Source organism: Corynebacterium tuberculostearicum SK141, from assembly GCF_000175635.1.
Lineage (GTDB): Bacteria > Actinomycetota > Actinomycetes > Mycobacteriales > Mycobacteriaceae > Corynebacterium > Corynebacterium tuberculostearicum_C.
This window is the reverse complement of record NZ_ACVP01000004.1, coordinates 75118-92821: the sequence shown is the minus strand read 5'-3', so window position 1 is coordinate 92821 and position 17704 is coordinate 75118. Positions and strand designations below refer to the sequence as shown.

20 protein-coding genes are annotated in these 17704 nt (G+C 58.7%); 7 read left to right on the top strand and 13 right to left on the bottom strand.

Features of this window, described 5'->3' with window-relative positions:
• The coding region (locus tag CORTU0001_RS11850; RefSeq protein ID WP_208853849.1) for a hypothetical protein at positions 1 to 293 on the top strand (293 nt) is incomplete at its 5' end.
• A gap of 221 nt (positions 294 to 514) precedes the next feature.
• Here the strand turns inward: CORTU0001_RS11850 and CORTU0001_RS01985 are convergent.
• Genes CORTU0001_RS01985 through CORTU0001_RS01975 form a run of 3 tightly spaced genes read right to left on the bottom strand, consistent with a single transcriptional unit; the run spans position 515 to position 2657 of the window.
• Positions 515 to 1486, bottom strand: coding sequence for a hypothetical protein (locus tag CORTU0001_RS01985; RefSeq protein WP_005327006.1), 972 nt, complete (start codon positions 1484 to 1486; stop codon positions 515 to 517).
• Complete coding sequence (locus CORTU0001_RS01980; RefSeq protein ID WP_005327005.1) at positions 1483 to 2286, bottom strand: AAA family ATPase; 804 nt, start codon at positions 2284 to 2286, stop codon at positions 1483 to 1485. The genes CORTU0001_RS01985 and CORTU0001_RS01980 overlap by 4 nt, the downstream gene beginning before the upstream one ends.
• On the bottom strand, positions 2283 to 2657 hold the full coding sequence (locus CORTU0001_RS01975) for a GntR family transcriptional regulator (RefSeq protein WP_005327000.1): 375 nt from the start codon (positions 2655 to 2657) through the stop codon (positions 2283 to 2285). The genes CORTU0001_RS01980 and CORTU0001_RS01975 overlap by 4 nt, the downstream gene beginning before the upstream one ends.
• Positions 2658 to 2860: 203 nt before the next feature.
• Between CORTU0001_RS01975 and CORTU0001_RS01970 the strand changes: the two genes are divergently transcribed.
• The gene (locus CORTU0001_RS01970) at positions 2861 to 3958 is read left to right on the top strand and encodes an NYN domain-containing protein (RefSeq protein WP_005325960.1); all 1098 of its coding nucleotides are present in this window, start codon (positions 2861 to 2863) and stop codon (positions 3956 to 3958) included.
• Here CORTU0001_RS01970 and CORTU0001_RS01965 read toward each other — a convergent pair.
• Both CORTU0001_RS01965 and trxA read right to left on the bottom strand, forming a co-directional pair.
• Positions 3955 to 4692 (bottom strand): PspA/IM30 family protein, encoded by a 738-nt coding sequence (locus tag CORTU0001_RS01965; RefSeq protein ID WP_005325958.1) that lies wholly within the window; start codon positions 4690 to 4692, stop codon positions 3955 to 3957. The two genes, CORTU0001_RS01970 and CORTU0001_RS01965, sit on opposite strands and share 4 nt — an antisense overlap.
• 83 nt (positions 4693 to 4775) lie before the next feature.
• Positions 4776 to 5144: a thioredoxin gene (gene trxA, locus CORTU0001_RS01960; RefSeq protein WP_005325956.1), complete on the bottom strand. Its 369-nt coding sequence runs from the start codon at positions 5142 to 5144 to the stop codon at positions 4776 to 4778.
• Between the two features lie 117 nt (positions 5145 to 5261).
• On the opposite strand from trxA, the gene CORTU0001_RS01955 reads away from it, so the two are divergent.
• The 3 genes from CORTU0001_RS01955 to CORTU0001_RS01945 all read left to right on the top strand — a co-directional run bounded on the left by CORTU0001_RS01955 (position 5262) and on the right by CORTU0001_RS01945 (position 8207).
• The gene (locus tag CORTU0001_RS01955; RefSeq protein ID WP_005325954.1) at positions 5262 to 5462 is read left to right on the top strand and encodes a heavy-metal-associated domain-containing protein; all 201 of its coding nucleotides are present in this window, start codon (positions 5262 to 5264) and stop codon (positions 5460 to 5462) included.
• Between the two features lie 8 nt (positions 5463 to 5470).
• The gene (locus CORTU0001_RS01950) at positions 5471 to 7624 is read left to right on the top strand and encodes a heavy metal translocating P-type ATPase (RefSeq protein ID WP_005326999.1); all 2154 of its coding nucleotides are present in this window, start codon (positions 5471 to 5473) and stop codon (positions 7622 to 7624) included.
• 118 nt (positions 7625 to 7742) lie between these two features.
• Positions 7743 to 8207 (top strand): VanZ family protein, encoded by a 465-nt coding sequence (locus CORTU0001_RS01945; protein WP_034667967.1) that lies wholly within the window; start codon positions 7743 to 7745, stop codon positions 8205 to 8207.
• Position 8208: 1 nt separating this feature from the next.
• Here CORTU0001_RS01945 and dnaB read toward each other — a convergent pair whose 3' ends face one another.
• From dnaB to CORTU0001_RS01905, 8 genes are all read right to left on the bottom strand, one after another.
• Complete coding sequence (dnaB, locus tag CORTU0001_RS01940) at positions 8209 to 9639, bottom strand: replicative DNA helicase (protein WP_005325950.1); 1431 nt, start codon at positions 9637 to 9639, stop codon at positions 8209 to 8211.
• Positions 9640 to 10108: 469 nt separating this feature from the next.
• Positions 10109 to 10561 (bottom strand): 50S ribosomal protein L9, encoded by a 453-nt coding sequence (gene rplI / locus CORTU0001_RS01935; RefSeq protein WP_005325949.1) that lies wholly within the window; start codon positions 10559 to 10561, stop codon positions 10109 to 10111.
• 48 nt (positions 10562 to 10609) lie between these two features.
• Positions 10610 to 11158 carry a single-stranded DNA-binding protein gene (locus CORTU0001_RS01930; protein ID WP_005326997.1) on the bottom strand — a complete coding sequence of 183 codons (549 nt, stop codon included), beginning with the start codon at positions 11156 to 11158 and terminating at the stop codon, positions 10610 to 10612.
• 49 nt (positions 11159 to 11207) lie between these two features.
• On the bottom strand, positions 11208 to 11498 hold the full coding sequence (gene rpsF / locus CORTU0001_RS01925; RefSeq protein ID WP_005326996.1) for a 30S ribosomal protein S6: 291 nt from the start codon (positions 11496 to 11498) through the stop codon (positions 11208 to 11210).
• 122 nt (positions 11499 to 11620) lie between these two features.
• Complete coding sequence (locus tag CORTU0001_RS01920; RefSeq protein WP_005326995.1) at positions 11621 to 11809, bottom strand: hypothetical protein; 189 nt, start codon at positions 11807 to 11809, stop codon at positions 11621 to 11623.
• The gene (locus CORTU0001_RS01915; RefSeq protein WP_005326991.1) at positions 11806 to 13203 is read right to left on the bottom strand and encodes a glycosyltransferase family 87 protein; all 1398 of its coding nucleotides are present in this window, start codon (positions 13201 to 13203) and stop codon (positions 11806 to 11808) included. Before CORTU0001_RS01915 ends, CORTU0001_RS01920 begins: the two co-directional genes overlap by 4 nt.
• 6 nt (positions 13204 to 13209) lie before the next feature.
• On the bottom strand, positions 13210 to 15459 hold the full coding sequence (locus CORTU0001_RS01910; protein ID WP_005326989.1) for a transglycosylase domain-containing protein: 2250 nt from the start codon (positions 15457 to 15459) through the stop codon (positions 13210 to 13212).
• Positions 15460 to 15534: 75 nt separating this feature from the next.
• Positions 15535 to 15912: a DUF5318 family protein gene (locus CORTU0001_RS01905; RefSeq protein WP_034667960.1), complete on the bottom strand. Its 378-nt coding sequence runs from the start codon at positions 15910 to 15912 to the stop codon at positions 15535 to 15537.
• Positions 15913 to 16029: 117 nt separating this feature from the next.
• Here CORTU0001_RS01905 and CORTU0001_RS01900 point away from each other — a divergent pair, with 117 nt between their 5' ends.
• Positions 16030 to 17118, top strand: coding sequence for an inositol-3-phosphate synthase (locus tag CORTU0001_RS01900; RefSeq protein ID WP_005326986.1), 1089 nt, complete (start codon positions 16030 to 16032; stop codon positions 17116 to 17118).
• A 54-nt stretch (positions 17119 to 17172) separates the two neighbouring features.
• Positions 17173 to 17673 carry a MarR family winged helix-turn-helix transcriptional regulator gene (locus CORTU0001_RS01895; protein ID WP_005326985.1) on the top strand — a complete coding sequence of 167 codons (501 nt, stop codon included), beginning with the start codon at positions 17173 to 17175 and terminating at the stop codon, positions 17671 to 17673.
• Positions 17674 to 17704: the final 31 nt, after the last annotated feature.

Genomic DNA, 17704 nt, shown 5'->3' with positions numbered 1-17704 from the left:
GCACAATCACTTCGCAATCCATGCTGGCGTCCAAAAAATTACTACAAAGAAAAAATACAGTTCCCTCAACCCGACGGGGTCAAAAAGAGGAAACCAAAAAAGTTGAACACAATCACATGCCAACCAATCCATCTCAATGCAGCCGAAACACCAAACAGCATTCAAAAGAGTACGTGTTCCACATACCCAACCGGCACACACCAACCAACAAACCACTAAGCCTGCTGGCAGACAAACCAATCAACACACAACCATGCACACAAAAAATAAAAAGTACATTGGCACACTATTGAGTTCTCAAACATCATCACCACACAACAACCACACACACTTTGGCGTGTAGCTCATTGTGAGCAAAAAGAATTTTGTTTTGTCAGGGCCTGTTTTCCTATCGCCGCTTCAGCCAGGAACTTTTGTGTTCCTGTGGGGCGCTGTCGGTCGCGCTGACTCGTATTAAGTTACACAGCGACTTAAACAAACACAAATCCGCAGGCCAACGCTGTTTTCGAGTGGTTTAAGATATGCCCATCCAAGCACTCATTCCACCACGGTGAGCGTTCGCTCGGCGAATGTACGCGGGCAGCATCAAAGCCCAGACTGTATAGAAAGCCACCGCCAAGAAGAGCTGGGCAATCGCGGAGACCTGCACCAGAGTGCGCAGAAGTGCCATCCCGGCAATGAGGACCAGGTAGAGAGCGAATAGATGCCAGTTCTTCTTTCCCAGAAATTCCAGACTGACCACTACAGGGGCGCAGGTGGCACTAAGCAGCACGATGTCCGCTACAAGTTCACCGTCGTTTGCCAGTACTGCACTGGAGGTGGTCGCGACTAGGACAGGTATCAGGCCGAGCACGGCAGTGTGGCGGGCCCAGACGGTACGGCTACCACCAAGCACCGTGTATTCGCGCAGAGATACTCGCAAGCTGTGGAAAGCTGCGAAGAGCATCGCAATTGAAAGTGTCCAGATGAAGATGCCAAGGAAACCAAGCAACGGGATGTCCTCCTTATACCGGCTAAGTACAAACCCGATTGCTAGCGCCAGACACGCAGCACCCCATGCCTTGACCTGCCGGCGGTAAATGGTTTGCCCGGCCAAGGTGCGGGGGAACCATCCAAATCCGTTTGAGGGTTGGGAACCGGTCGTGGTGTACCCGACCCGTTTAGGAGTAGCCCTGCGGTACATGGCCCACGCCGCTGCGACGGCATAAATGGGCAATGCCCACCACAACTGCACGGTGAGGGCACCGATAGCTGCCGCTAGTGCGCACAGGGCAACGAGACAGCGGCGATGTTCATTCCAGATTTTCGAGCCTAGCCCCACCAACTGATACTTCTTAAAGTCTGGTGTCAGGGAAAGTATTAGTGACAAGGAAAAGATCACCGGGAGCACGTTCCACGTTCCCTGCGCCATGACGGGCATGAGGAGCAAAGCGAAAAGGAAAAAGGTCCAGCTCCACCAATCGCCTAGGTACCACAGGAGTTTCATGCTTTCTCCTCCAATGCCATAACCGCACGTTCCAAGGAAACTTCATTGATCCGCAGGCCATGGGCCTGGGCCGTGCGGAAGATAGGCTCGGTGGCGGCAGAGCGGGCGTCGGCAAGCAGGCGATCTCCTACAAGCGTGGTTTCTCTACTCAGCACTGGGAGATCGAGCTCTTCGACCGCTGCGTTGAGAGCCTCCGATGGGCCCGTGAGCTCAAGAATTCCCTCGATGAAGTCATCAATGGGGCCTGAAATTGGGCTGTCCCCCATCAAAGCGACGGTATCGAGAAGACCCGCTACCTCATTGAGGTGATGGGTGGAGATGACGATGGTACGGCCGTGTTCCTCACGAAGGACCTGATAGAAAAGCTCGCGGCGCTGTGTGTCGAGGCCCAGATAGGGCTCATCAAGAAGCATGACTTCACAGCCAGAAGCAACGGCGAAGATGAAGCCCACCGCAGACTTTTGCCCGCGGGAAAGGGCAGAGTAAGCCTTGGCCGGCACGTCAAAGCGAACCAGCAGCTCATTGAAGCGCTCCTCATCCCAGCGCGGCCAGCGCGCCTTACCAATAACGCCCAGCTTTCCGATGCCCCAGGAATCCGGCAACGGGTTATCAATACCCATCAAAATGACTCGGTTGAGAACCGATTGCTTGTCGAAGGGTTCCTCGCCGAAGACCGTAATACCGCCAGCTTGGATTTGTCCGGCAATCTTGCGCAGGAGCGTGGTTTTGCCAATGCCATTGGGGCCAACTAAGCCGTGCGTGAGGCCATCAGCAAAAGTGAAATCTCGTGTTGTAATCATGAGTACATTCCTCGGCTTTCTGCAACGCGATCAAATAGGTCGTGGAGTTGGGCGCGGTTGTAGCCCAGGCGAACGGCTTCGTCGACAAGCGGTGCCATGTATTCCGCCGCGAAGTCGGCGCGGCGGCGCTCGCGGATCGTTTTCAGGGCACCTTCTGCCACGAACATGCCGATGCCGCGGCGCTTATCCAGCACCCCGATATCCACCAACAGGCTTATGCCCTTGCGGGCAGTAGCTGGGTTGATGTTGTGAAAATCAGCAAGCTCATTAGTGGAAGGGGCCCTATCCCCTTCGCCCAAGGTGCCATCCACGATGGCGTCCTCCACCAGAGAAGCAATCTGGCGGAAGAGTGGTTGCGTGGAATTGTCCATTGCCCCTCGGTTCGTTGGTTAGTTACTTGTGTAACTAACCATATCGGCAACACCCCATCCCTGCAATACTTCCAGAGAGAAAACTTTTTTGCGGCCACTGCGCTGGGATTTTGTCCAAGGTTATCGACGTTTTGTGACTAATGGGGCACACTGGAAACCACAAAGAATTTTATTTAGAACAATTAGAACGGAACTTAGGAGCCATGCTTGAACGCACACTCGTCTTTGTCGATACCTCTTACTTGCTCGCTAGCTTTTATAACTCGTGGGAAACGGGTGCCCGCGCACAGCTAGAAATCGATCTGCCCGAGGTGGTCAGCACCATGGGCGGGATGATTGAGAACCAACTTGGGACCCCCATCCAGCGCCAATACTGGTATGACGGCATTCCCGATACTGGCCCGCACCGCTACCAGCGCGCCCTGCGTACCTGCGAAGGGGTCCAGCTGCGCACCGGTCAGCTCATCGAATGGGGTGAGCGCCGCACCCAAAAGGCCGTAGATACCCGCCTCGTAGCGGACATGGTCATCGCCGCCATGAAGGGACAATTCACCGACTTTGTCCTCGTCAGCGGCGATGCGGACATGATTCCCGGCGCACAAGCAGCCGTAGATAACGGCATCCGCGTACACCTCTATGGATTCGGCTGGGACTCCATGTCCTCCGCACTGCGCCATGCCTGCGATTCCACCACCATCTTGGACCCTCGCGAGGACTTCGCAGACGCTATGGAATTGCAGGTCCTAGAAGGCCCGCTTCCTCCAGTGGTGCGCGAAAATGCACATAAAGAGGGCGAGGAAATGCCCGAACCGGATGAATGCGGCGAGCCCTCAGAGGTGGAGGCAGCCTTCGGCGCCACAGAAAAGCCCACCCCGGCCCCGACGCCCAAGCCGGCTCCGCCCAAGGCGGATGCGGCAGAGGATTCCCCCGCCGAGGAGGACTCTCCCGCGGAGAAGCCGGCGCCCAAGCCATCCATGATGGCACCGCGCCGCAAACTGCGCTCTAAGTATGTACCGCTGCCGGAGGAAGTATGGAGCTCGGCTGGGTTCCAATCCCCCTTCGATGTGGGCCAGCAATACGCCTCGTGGTGGTTCGATAACGCTGCTAGCACCGAGCAGCGAGATCAGGCACATCTACTTTCAGGCGGCGGGCTTCCCCCAGAGATCGACCGCCCGCTGTTGCAGTTTGCCTGCGAAACCCTGCACGAATACACCCTGACCGAAACCCAGCGCGTGAACCTGCGCGATGGATTCCACTCAGGGATTCGTGGGGTTCTGATTAATGTTCGCCGGCAGAATTAATCGCCGGATTCGAGCTCTTTCTTCTTTTTAAGATCCGCCCGGATGGCATCAAGGCGCGCAGTCGCCTTCATGTCATTGCCGGCGGCTTGGATCTCATTAATGCGATCGCCGCCGGTGGCGTGCTGCAATTCTTGGGCACCAAGGGCATCGGCGTAGCGCTTTTCAATCTTGGCGCGCACAGAATCAAGAGTAGGTACGGAATCGTCCGGGTTGAGCTGATTCATGGAATCAATAGCCTGGGCGTTCTTTTCTTGCATAGCCGCCTGGTCCGCCTGGGCCTCCAGCTGGCTAACCTGGGCCAGCTGTTCCTTCAAGCGCGCCTCAGACTGCTGCTGCTGGCTCTTGGCCTGCGCGGCAGCCTGCTCTGCGGCGGCGTACTGCTGCTTAACGTCTTCCAGCTCCTGCTCCACCGCTACTAGTTGGGAGGCAACCACTTCCGCAGCCTGGTTATACTCGGAGGCCTTTTGCGGGTCCTCCGCAGAATCCGCCAGCTCCAATGCACGCTGGGTTTGAGACTGGTAGTCCTGCTGGGACTTAACCAGGCGGTTCATCTGCATCTCCAGCTGGGACTTATGGCCGATGATTTCTGCAGCGTGATCAGAAATCTGCTGGTGCTGCTCCTTGGCGGCCTGGACGGCCTGCTGGATCTGCACCTTCGGATCAGCGTTCTCATCAATCTTCTGATCGAAGGAACTCATCATGTACTTCCAGCCCTTGCTGAAGGGGTTAGCCATTATCTTCTCCTTTGGACATAAAAAGACGCTTTCTAGCGAGTTTAGCGATACTCACCAGAAAGCGCCTAGGAAGCTAGCGGGGATTAACCCTGCGCATTCTGCTCTTCTACCTGGCGGCGAACCTCCGCCATATCGAGTTCCTTGACCTGCTTCAGCAGGTCTTCCAATGCTGCAGGTGGCAGCGCGCCAGCCTCGCGGAAGACCAAGATGCCATCGCGGAAGATCATCAGCGTAGGAATGGACTGAATCTCCAGCGCGGATGCGAGACCCTGGTTAGCCTCGGTATCAAGCTTGGCAAAGGTTGCATCCGTGTGCTCTTCGGAGGCCTTTTCAAAAACCGGCGCAAAGCGCTTGCAGGGGCCGCACCAATCGGCCCACGCGTCTACGAGAGTAATGCCCTCGCCGGTAACGGTTTCTTCAAAGTTTTCTTCGGTGACATCGATAGTAGCCATGGTTGTTCTAACTCCTTTGCGGATTGCTTTATTCCCCAACGTACATGAAAAATCCTTGTCATATACCCCTAGGGGGTATAGAATGGGCCCAGAAACCAACTCTAAGAAAGGATCATCATGAGCACCAAGAACTACACCGTAGAGGGCATGACCTGCGGACATTGCGAAATGTCGGTAAAGGAAGAGGTCGGCGAAATTTCTGGCGTTAGCGAGGTCACTGCGGACCATACCACCGGCGCCGTCACGGTTACTGGCACCGATTTCACCGATGAACAGGTAGCGGCCGCCGTGGCTGAGGCCGGCTACACGCTGAAGTAGGAACCACCATGTCCCACTTGGACCTTGGCGTAACAGGAATGACGTGCACCTCCTGCTCCGCCCGCGTCGAGCGCAAGCTAAACAAGCTCGAGGGAGTAAGCGCCAGCGTCAATTTCGCTACCGAGGCGGCGGCCATCGAGTATGACTCCCAGTCGGTAAGTCCACAGGAGCTCATTTCGGTGGTAGAGAGCGCAGGATACGGCGCCTTCGATATGGCGGGGGCGAAGGCGGAGGAGCCCCAAGCCGAGAAGAGCAGTGACGGAGGGCTACTGCGCCGCACCATCATCTCTGGTGCCCTATCGCTACCGCTCATGGTGGTATCGATGTGGCCGGCACTGCAATTTCCCAATTGGCAGTGGGCCTGCGCCATCGTGGCCACCATCGTTTTTATCTTTGGTGGCGCGCCTTTCCACACCGCTACGTGGACAAACCTCAAGCACGGTTCTTTCACCATGGACACGCTTATCACCATGGGAACCTCAGCGGCCTACTTTTGGTCGCTATGGGCGCTGTTTTTCGGCAATGCAGGCGAACCGGGCATGAAGATGCACATGACGTTGGATGCGAACGCGGCGCAGATGGATCACATCTATTTCGAGTCCGTGGGCATGGTCGTTACCTTCCTCCTACTCGGCCGGTGGTTCGAGGCACGAGCCAAAGGCCAGTCCTCCGAGGCGCTGCGGGAGCTGCTCTCCTTAGGTGCTAAGGAAGCTTCGGTGCTGCGCGAGGGAGGCGAGCAGCGCATTCCCATTGCCCAGTTGCAGGTAGGCGATGTCTTCGTTGTACGCCCGGGCGAAAAGATCGCCACCGACGGCATCGTCGTTGCCGGCAACTCGGCGGTCGACGCCTCCATGATCACCGGCGAGCCCGTGCCCGTCGAGGTCGGCTCCGGCGATGCGGTGACCGGCGCAACCATTAACGCCTCCGGCAAGCTCGAGGTGCGCGCGACCAAGGTGGGCGAGGATACGGTACTGGCCCAAATGGCCCAGCTGGTCACGGACGCACAAACCTCCAAGGCGCCGGTACAGCGCCTCGTGGACCGCATTGCACAGGTCTTCGTCCCCGCGGTCATCGCCGTGGCAGCGCTGACACTCCTTGCCCATCTCTTCTTCGGCGGGGTGGCCCCAGCCTTTATCGCCGCGGTCTCCGTCCTCATTGTGGCCTGCCCTTGCGCTATGGGCTTGGCGACGCCCACCGCGATCCTCGTCGGCACCGGCCGAGGAGCGCAGCTGGGGCTTGTCATTAAAGGCCCGGAGATTCTGGAATCTACGCGGCAAATCGATACCATCGTCATGGATAAGACCGGCACGGTAACGGCCGGAGAGATGTCCGTTACCGCCGTGCACGGCGACGTCCTCGACTTGGCCGCGGCCGTGGAACACAATTCCGAGCACCCCATCGCTCGCGCTATCGCTAGCGAGCGCAGTGTAAAGCCGGCTACCGACTTCGCAGTGGTTCCGGGTGGCGTGGAAGGAACTGTGGAGGGGGTCCGGGTAGGCGTCGGCAAGCGGCAAGGCCCGTTGGGTGACCTGGAAGCGCCGTTCCGCGCCGCACAGGACGCTGGTGCCACGCCGGTGGTCGTCACCGTCAACGGACAGCCCGCAGGCGTCATTGAGGTGCGCGATACCATCAAGCCCAGCTCGGCCGCCGCCGTGGCGCAGATGAAGGAACTGGGGCTAACCCCTTACCTGCTGACCGGTGATAATGCCGGGGCCGCTCACGCCGTGGCCGCCGAGGTGGGAATCGATCACGTCAGCGCTGAGGTCCTGCCAGAGGACAAGGTGAACCACATCAAGGAGCTGCAGGCCGCAGGGCACACCGTGGCGATGGTGGGCGATGGCATTAACGACGCCGCCGCGCTGGCCCAAGCCGACCTCGGCCTGGCCATGGGCGCGGGTACCGATGTTGCCATTGAAGCCTCCGATATCACCCTGATGAACGGCGATTTACGCTGCGCCGCTGATGCCATTCGGCTCTCGCGCCGCACGCTAGCAATCATTAAGGGCAATCTCTTCTGGGCCTTCGCCTATAACGTCGTACTCATTCCCGTGGCCGCGCTCGGCTGGCTCAATCCCCTGCTGGCGGGCCTGGCCATGGCGCTGAGCTCGGTTTTCGTGGTTACTAACTCGCTGCGGCTGCGCGGCTTTTCCGTCCGTCGCTAAATAAGGCCGCCGAGCACCCCTGAGCAGGCTAGCATTGGCGGGGCGTACACTCCCCCGCCACGAAAGAAAGGACTAGCGCGTGCTCAGCAGGGTATCCCTCGCCGCGTGGACCGCGGTCATGGTCGCGTTAACCACGCTCAAGCCCTTCTACCAGATTGGCTATTTGTGGAAACCGGAAAATCAGCGCGCCCGGGATTTGCGCTGGGTTCCTTTCGATGAATTTTCCGGCGGCAGCTGGTTTGGCCCGCTATTTGAGTACGCGGGCAATACCGCATTCTTCATCCCCTTCGGCATGCTGGTCTTTAGCCTCTGCCGCTCCGTTAAGAAGACAGCTGCGTGGGGATTTGGTCTGAGCCTAGTGCTGGAGGTGTGCCAATATGCTTTCGCCCTGGGGCGCACGGATATCGATGATCTTCTCTTCAATACCCTGGGCGCGCTTATCGGTGCGGCGTTCGCCCGCCTGTGCGGCGAACGCCTTTTCCCCGTGTGGCGATGGCTGGCGATTGCCGCAGCTGCGGTTTTCTTGGTACTGGTCATCCTTGGCCCACGATTGGGAGACCCCAACGCGGTGGTAGACCTGTAATTTAACCGTGCGCCATATTGACGAACTTGGAGTAGTGCAGCTGGTGCGCCACCTGCACGGTATCGATCGGGCCGCCACGGTGCTTGGCTAGGATAATATCCGCCTCGCCGGCGCGCTCATTATCGCGGTCCTGGGAGTCGGGGCGGTAGAGCAGCATGACCATATCGGCGTCCTGCTCCAGCGAGCCAGACTCACGGAGGTCCGCAAGCTGCGGCTTTTTATCCGTACGCGCCTCAGGGCCACGGTTCAGCTGCGAGATAGCGATGAGAGGAACCTCCAGCTCCTTGGCCAAGAGCTTTAGCTGACGGGAGAACTCAGAGACCTCTTGCTGGCGGGACTCCACCTTTTTACCCGAAGACATCAGCTGCAGGTAGTCCAAGACAATGAGATCCAAACCGTGCTGCTGTTTGAGGCGGCGGGCCTTGGACCGAATTTCCATCATCGTGAGGTTCGGGGAGTCATCAATGAAGAGTGGGGCGTCTTGCACTCGGTTGAGGGTCTCATCGATTTTTGCCCAGTCCTCGGTGGAAACTCGGCCACCGCGCATATCGGCCAGCTTTACCTCTGACTCCGCCGAGAGCAGGCGCATGACGATTTCAGAAGCTGACATCTCGAGCGAGAAAATCACCGAGGACTTGCCGTGCTGCAAGGAGCAGGAACGCATAAAGTCCATGGCTAGGGTCGATTTACCCACACCAGGGCGGGCAGCAACGATGACCATCTGGCCCGCGTGAAGGCCATTGGTTAACTTATCGAGGTCGATGAAGCCAGTAGGCACACCTAGCTCCACGCCGCCGGCTTGCTGCAGGGCGGCGAGCTCATCAATGGTGGGGTCAATGAGATCCCCCAGGACTCGGTAATCTTCTGCCGTCTTGCGCTGGGCGACGGCGAAAACTTCCTGCTGCGCACGGTCCAGCACGGACTCGATTTCTGCATCTTCGGTGCCGGAAAATCCGAGCTGTACTACGCGCGTACCGGCATCAACAAGCTTGCGCAGCACTGCCTTTTCCGCGACGATTTCGGCGTAGTAGCGTGCGTTCGCAGCCGTGGGCACCGTGGCGAGCAGCGTGTGGAGATAGGGGGCGCCGCCGACGCGCTCGAGGTTATTAAAGCGGTCGAGCTGGGAGGCCAAAATGACGGCGTCGACGTCCTTGCCCTCGGAATATAGATCCAGCATGGCGCGGTAAATCAACGTGTGCGCCGGATAGTAGAAATCCTCCGGCTCTAGCTCCTCGATGACCTCCATCACCGTATGGGGGCTCAGCAACATTGCGCCCAGGACGCCCTGCTCCGCTTCGCGGTCTGCGGGAGGCTGGCGGAATTCGCCATAGCGCTTTGGCTCTTCCTGCTGATAGCGGCGGCGTGGGGCCGGTTCCTCCTCCGGCGGCGGCTCTGGTGGCAGGTGTTCATCATCAAAGCTGGCGTTGGTCATGACTTCTCCCCCTTGTGGCTATTTGAGCGTCCGAGCGTATCGGAATCTCAGTGTAGTCTAGTGCCCGGACACCACCCCCTGGGCATAACTTCCACAGTTATCCACAGGGTGCTGTGAAAATTGCAGGTCGCGAGAGCCTTTGCCCATATTTGCCCTGCATAGGCCTGTGGATAACTCCAAAAGCCCATGACCTGCACAAATCAAAATCCCAGTTCAGGGTATGTTTTTCCCGGTGTGAAAATAGGCACATCATCCGTGGATAAGGGGCCTGACCTGCGGGTTAATAAAGCGGCCTCCGCGTAAACAGAAAGTTAAACGGCCAAAGAGTTATCCACAGAATTCCACAGTTATCCACAGGCCGGTGAAAACGCGCTAAAGGCCCCAAGTTCCTGCCACCTCACATAGCAGGAACTTGAGGCCTAAAGCGTTGCTGTTGTCTTTGGGTCTATATGGACCGTCGTGCGCCTAGTTAGGCAGCAACGACCGAGAAGTTCACCTTGCCGATAACATCAGCGTGCAGCTTCAGCTCGACCTGGTAGTTGCCGGTCTTCTTGACCAGGCCCTTAGGAAGCACAACGATGCGCTTATCCAGCTTAGGGCCACCAGCCTTGGAGACGGCGTTGACAATGTCTTCTGCTTGAACGGAACCGAAGAGCTTACCGGATTCGGAGGTCTTAACCTCTACCTTGACATCCGTCAGCTGCTCGAGCTGGTTGCGGACCTCACGTGCGTGATCCAGGTCGCGAATCTCGCGAGCTTCCTGGGCGCGCTTGATGCCCTCAATCTGCTTCTCTGCGCCGCGGGTAGCCACGATGGCCAGGCCGCGAGGAAGCAGGTAGTTACGTCCGTAGCCGTCCTTAACCTCAACAATTTCGCCAGCGGCGCCGAGGTTCTCAACGGCAGCGGTGAGGATCAGCTTCATGATCCCTGCCTTTCAATTGAGTTAGTTGAATAGTTGCGGGTGACAGACTTAGAACGGAGGTTCAGAATCAGCGCCTCCGAAACCACCTGCAGGTGGTGCGGAGTTCCACGGATCCTCAGAAGGAGCCTGGTTCTGCTGTGGCTGCTGTTGCTGGCCGCCTCCAAAACCGCCCTGATTATTGTTATTCGAGCGCTGTTGGCCGCCGCCGCCAAAGTTATTGCCGCCCTCACGCGGATTGCGGTTTACCTGAGCGGTGGCGTAGCGCAGAGACGGACCGACTTCGTCGACGTCAATCTCGAATACGGTGCGGTTATCGCCCTCACGGGTCTGGAAGGAACGCTGCTTCAAGCGGCCGGTAACGATGACGCGCATGCCCTTAGACATGGTCTCGGCAACGTTTTCCGCTGCCTGACGCCATACGTTGCAGGTCAGGAACATAGCTTCGCCGTCTTCCCACTGATTCGTCTGCGAGTTATAGCGACGAGGGGTGGAGGCGACGCGGAAGTTAGCTACTGCCGCGCCCGCCGGGGTGAAGCGCAGCTCGGGGTCAGCAACGATGTTGCCTACCACCGTGATATTGGTATCTCCCTGTGCCATGTCTTTACTCCTTATCGGTTACGTGGATTGTGCTTGATCCCAGTATCCGCTACTTGCTGTCGGTGCGCAGAACCTTGGTACGCAGGATGGTGTCGTTCAGGTTCAGACGGCGGTCGAGCTCGGCAACCGAAGTGTGCTCGCACTCCAGGTTGACGACGGCATAAATGCCCTCTTCCTTCTTGTTGATGGGGTATGCAAGACGACGCTTGCCCCATACATCAAGGTTCTCAACCTTGCCGCCTTCCTGGCGGACGATTTCGAGGAACTTATCCAGGGACGGGGTTACGGTGCGCTCATCCTGATTAGGATCCAGAATGATCATGACTTCGTAGTGACGCACGGACCTCATCACCTCCTATGGTCTAGTAGTTTTCGGCTGCATCACCTTTGCGGATGCAGCAGGAGGGTACGTTGCGTCAAGCAACCCCACTACAGTACCGCAAATGACCGGCGAAAAGAAATCTAACCAGTGGTCGTTGCGGCGAAAAACACAGCAGCAGTCGCCGGAATGATGGTGAGGAAAAGAATGGCCAAAAGCCCCAGCACGATGGGCCCGCGGCGATCTTCACGATTGTGGAAGAGCCAGAAGGCCCCCATCACGCAGAGGAATCCCAAGATGATGGATGCCATTCCGATATAGGTAATGATCATGCGAATGCTCCTGCCAAGGGGTCGCGGCCGGCGTGCGCATCGCGCACCTTATCCGGGGTCTTTCCGCACATCTGGCGAATGACGAGGACAGCCATGGCGATAATGAGGGCGTCGCGGGAGATAATCGCAACGTCAAGCAGCTCGTGCGGAATACCCTTATTGTCTGTACCCAGCATGTGCCACATGAGTAGGGGCCACACGAGGGCGTCGACAAGCGCCCAGCTAAAGACCAAGCGCCAGCGTGGCAGGGCTAGGGCCGCGGGCACCAACAGCCACAACGAATACTGGGGCGACCACACCTTGTTGAACAGTAAGAAGGCTGCCACGATGAGGTAAACCAGCTCGGCCATGCGCGGCGTCCGCGCGCTGCGCAGGCCCAGCACCGCAATCGCCGCACAGAGAGCCAAAAACGCCACCAGGCTGAAGGTATTGAGGAACTCAGGGCTAAAGCTAATCCCAGTATTGCGGCTAAGCACCGAGTAAATGGTGGTCCACTCCGCACCGCGCTCTTGGTTGAGGCGGAAAAATTCGCGCCATGCCTCCGGGTACTTCAGGGCCACCGGAGCGTTGACCACGATCCAGGTCACGGCCGCGGCGAGCAAGGCGTAGAAAAATTGCGGCCAGCGGCGGTTGCGCACCGCCAAGACCAGGAATGCCCCCAAGAGAAAGAGCGGCCACAGCTTAAAGGAAGTGCCAAGGCCGATGAGGACACCCGCTACGGCAGGGCGCTTGCGCGCGGCGGCCAGGAGCGCACCTACGGCAAAGGCGATGGAGGGGATATCCCAGTTACTGAAGGCGTGGATGATGACAAGGGGGCTGGCGGCGACGAGGATGGTGTCCCAGGTACGGTTGCCCACCAGCAGGTAGACCATGTAGAGCACGCCTACCCAGATGCACGCCATGACAAAGGCGGTCAGGCCGAAGTACCATCCGGCCTCCGGGATGCCGACCCACTCAACCAGAGAGTACGTATTGCGGGCAATCCAGCCCATCAACCCCTGGAAAAGGCCCGCGAGGACTGGGTACTCCATATAGCGGGTCAGGTCACCCTCTTGCCAAGAATAGGCATAGGGGAAGCCGCCTTCATCGAGGCCGCGGCCACCGTAAAGCGGGATGATGTCGTTATAGCAAAAAGAGGTGTACTGGCGGTTGCCCGCCCAATTCAGGCTAATGACCCCGTCATCACCGCGGGTGCCGCCGGCGCAATTAGCCTTCGAGAGGAATCCGCACGCCAGGAAAACCCAGCCGACGGCGATTATGGCGCGCAGAGGGGTCCACCACTGGGTGCGGCGTACACCGGCAAAACGGCCCCTTGGCCCGCCGAGGAATTCAATTACCCCGCGGGCCAAGGGTTCTGAGGAGGCGGGAATGCGCTGGTGCGGATTCGCTGTCACTGCCGCCTACCCTAGAAGGTCTGCCAAGTCGCTATCGGGGCCGATGAGGTCATCCAAAGACGGCGCCTCTGGCTGGGCCGGTGCCTGGTTGCTATTACCGCTATTGCCACCATTGCCGCTATTGCCATTGCCGCGTTGCGGTTTCGGGGCAGGCTTCGGGCTCTCCGGCTTGTTCTCCGGCTGAGCCGGCTTGGTTTCCTCTTCCGGAGCTGCTTGCTCGGCAGGGGCCTCGTAGTCCTGGGTATCGCCAGCGCCGCTATCCCAGCTCGGGTCATAGGCCGGAGCGGCCGTTCCGGCGCCCATGTTGCCGAATCCCAGCGGATAGGCAGCCGGGAAGTTTTGGAATTCGGAGTTGGCCAGGGAGTTATCCAGCACGGCCTTCCAAATCTTGGTTGGCGCGCCGGCGCCGTACATGATGCCGCCGTACTGATCGAAGATAGCGGAGGTGTTATCCGCGGTACCTACCCACACGGCGGTAGCCAGCTGCGGGGTGGCACCGACCATCCAGGCATCCTTGTTATTGCCGGTATCGCCCATCTGAGTGGTACCGGTCTTGGAGGCGGAAACACGGCCACCGGCAAGAGCGCCATTAGACCATGCGGCCACCGGCTCCATGGCTTCGATGACGTTATTAGCCACGTTGGACGATACGCGGCGCTCGCCCTCGTCTTCGGGGTGCTCGTACAGCACTTCGCCGGCAGCGTTTTCTACGCGCTGCACAAAGTGCGGGTTATGCCACACGCCCTGGTTAGCCAGGGTGGACATTGCGGTGGCCATATCGAGCGGGCGGGACTGGTACTGGCCCAGAACAATGCCTTCGAATGGCTGCTTGCCGTTTTCCGTCAGCGTCTTTTCAATGCCCGGCAGGGACTTAGCCACGCCAAGGGCGTGCGCCATATCTGCGGTGTCCTGCGTGCCGTTCTTGAGGTCCTCCTGCAGGCGAAGGAAGGAGGTATTCAGGGATTGCTTGGTAGCCTCGCGCAGGTTGCATACGCCGCAGCCGCCGCCCACGTTGGTGACAACATCCGAGCCAGGCAGCTGGTACGGAGCGGACGAGTAATTGGTATCGAGGCTGATGCCCTGCTGCAAGGCGGCCGCAAGGGCCATGATCTTGAAAGTAGAACCGGTCTGCAGCGGGGAGTTGGCATAGTCCCAACCATTGGAATCGTGGCCGCCAAAGTATCCGCGGACCGCACCGGTCTTCGGATCGATGGTCACGGAAGCCGCACGCGCATCCTCTTGCAGCGGAGCCATCTGGTCATCAACTGCCTGAATGGTGTTGTTCTGCACATTCATGTCGATGGTGGTGGTGATGCGCAGGCCGCCGGTGGACACCTCGTTTTCGGTGATGCCTACCTCTTCCAATTCGCGGATGACCTGATCCTTGATGTGGCCATTGGCGCCGGGCGCCTCGGTGTAGGCGGAGTACTCAGCTGGGTCGCGGGTCTCCGGGAAGACCATGCCATCGCGCTGTTCCTGGGTGAGGTCACCCATTCCCACCAGGCCGTCAAGTACGTAGTTCCAGCGGTCCTCGGAGCCCTCCTGGTTCACGCGCGGGTCGAGGCCGGATGGGGACTGAATGAGGCCGGCGAGCATGGCGCCTTCCTCCGGAGTGAGGTCCTTGGCGTCCTTATCAAAGTAGGCGTTGGATGCCGCCTGGATGCCGTAGGCATTGCGGCCGAAATACACGGTGTTGAGGTAGGCGTTGAGAATATCCTTCTTATCCCACTCATTGGTCATCTTCACCGAGTAGATGAGCTCGCGAATCTTGCGCACGTAGGAGTATTCGTTGCCCACCAGCGTGTTTTTCACATACTGCTGGGTAATGGTGGAACCGCCGCCAGCATCTTCATTACCGGTTACCTTACCCACCACGGCGCGGCCGAGGCCGGTGAAGGAGAAGCCTGAGTTATCCCAGAAGTCACGGTCCTCCGCGGCCAGCACGGAGTCCTGCACGTATTCCGGGATTTCATCCAGCGTCACGTGGGTGCGGTTGCCTTCCGGCGGCACCAAGCGGGCGAGCTGGGTCTGATTATCACCCGCGTAGATGGTGGAGACCTGGTTATTGGCCAGGTCCTTGGGCTCCGGAACGGTGTATTGCGAGTATGCGTAGGCAAAAAGTCCTGCGGGCAGTGCTACAAAGACCAGTAGGAACGCCAAAACGACCCACGGCCAGATGCGGCGCTTCTTTGTCGCCTGCTTTTTGCTGGGGCGAGCCACCTTAGTGGACTTGCCGGTAGATTCCTTCTCGGTCACTGATTCGTGTCCTCATTCATCCCTGATCACAAACTAAATAATTGCAGCTTACTGCCTAAGGGGGTGCGCTGGAAACTAACACGCGTTAAATGCAGTAGCAGAACGCAACAAGTGGTTCCACCGGCACTGGCGGCATACCTCCACCTCGTGCACCGTAAACTCCAAGCCCTCGGCCACAAACTCCGCTATTTCTTTCTCACTGCGGGCGCTTCCGGCGCGGCGGCCGAGGTTCTCGCCATAGACCCAGCGCGTGAGCCGCAAAGGCTCGCCGCACACGGGGCATTCCTTATCCATGGTGCGCCCGTGGTGCTCAGCTGCGGCGCGCAGCAAAAAATCAGCATCGCACACGTCCTCCCGCGTGAGCTGCCCGGCGCGAAATTCGCGCAGGTGGTGGGCGCGCTCCCATTCATGAGAGAGCACGTGCTTATAGGCAACGGAATTCACCCGGATCATCCTAATTACCTCTTCTTGATCGATCCACATGGCGTTATGCCACCGTAGGGCATAGTTTTCGGCTTACTCTTGCGCAGTCACTGACAGCCACAACTCATGGAGTTAAAGGAGTAGACCGTGTCCGAAAAAGTAAAGGTCGCCATCGTGGGCGTCGGCAACTGCGCCACGTCCCTCATTGAAGGCGTGGAGTTTTATCGCAACGCCGCGGCCGATGCAGATATTCCCGGTTTGATGCACGCCCAGTTTGGCCCGTACCACGTAGGCGATGTGGAATTCGTTGCCGCCTTCGACGTAGATGCGGACAAGGTGGGCAAGGACCTAGCGGAGGCTACGCGCAGCTCCCGCAACTGCACCATTTCCATTACCGACGTCCCTGAGCTGGGCGTTACCGTGCAGCGCGGCCCTACCCTGGACGGCCTCGGCCGGTACTACCAAGAATCCATCGCGGAATCGGAAGCCCCGCTTGCCGACGTCCCCGCCATACTCCGCCAGTCCGGCGCCGACGTCGTAGTCTCCTACCTGCCGGTGGGCTCTGAGGAAGCGGATAAGTTCTACGCCCAGGCGGCCATCGATGCCGGCTGCGCCTTTGTCAATGCCTTGCCGGTCTTTATTGCCTCTGATCCGGTATGGGCGAAGAAGTTCGAAGACGCCGGGCTGCCCATCGTGGGCGATGATATTAAGTCCCAGGTGGGCGCCACCATTACCCACCGCGTCATGGCAAAGCTCTTTGAAGATCGCGGCGTGCGCTTGGAGCGCACCATGCAGCTCAATGTGGGCGGCAATATGGACTTTAAGAATATGCTCGAGCGCGAGCGCCTCGAATCCAAAAAGATCTCCAAGACGCAGGCCGTAACCTCTAACCTGCACAACTCGCCCATCGCCGGCAAGCGGGAGGACCGAAACGTCCACATCGGGCCTTCCGATTACGTGGAATGGCTCGATGACCGTAAGTGGGCCTATGTCCGCTTGGAGGGCTCCGCCTTTGGCGAAGTACCGCTGAACTTGGAGTACAAGCTGGAGGTCTGGGACTCGCCTAACTCCGCCGGCATCATCATTGACGCCGTACGCGCCGCCAAGATTGCCCTCGACCGCGGGGTGGCGGGCCCGGTACTGGCTGCCTCGTCCTACCTGATGAAATCCCCGCCGGTACAAAAGGCTGATGACGTGGCGCGCGCCGAGCTAGAAGACTTTATTGCCGGAAACTAATTTTTTAACTTCCGAACTACCGCGCAGGGAAAACGGGCTATACAATCGTTTTCTATGACGCAGCAACATGAGGAGAAGGGCCCCGCTCAATCCCCGTCTACGTACGAGGATGCCGTCGAGGTCGCGCGTTCCATCCAGCCGTCGCTCAATAAGCTCATTCTTATTTTCCAGCGCACGGCGGAAGGCTCTTCATTGACCACCTCGCAGGTGTCCATCATGAACCAGCTGCGTATGCGCGGACCGTCCCGCGTTTCCACCATCGCGCAGGCAGAACTTATCCGCATGCCCACCGCCTCCAACGCGCTCTATCAGCTAGAGCGCCGCGGATACGTGGAACGCCACCGCGATGAAGAGGATCGCCGCGGCGTCTTGGTAGCGCTGACGCAACTAGGCGAATCCGAACTAGCCATCGTCTCGCAGCAGCGCGCCTCCGCCCTAGCAGAGATCATGCGGTGGCTCGAGCCGAAGGATTTGGAGACCGCGAACGACGTTGCCACCGTCATCTCCAAGCTGGCTGATGTCTATCGCCCCACAATGAACGGCGAACAGCGCTAGTTTTGCCCGCGGTGATTTCATTTTTCTTGGG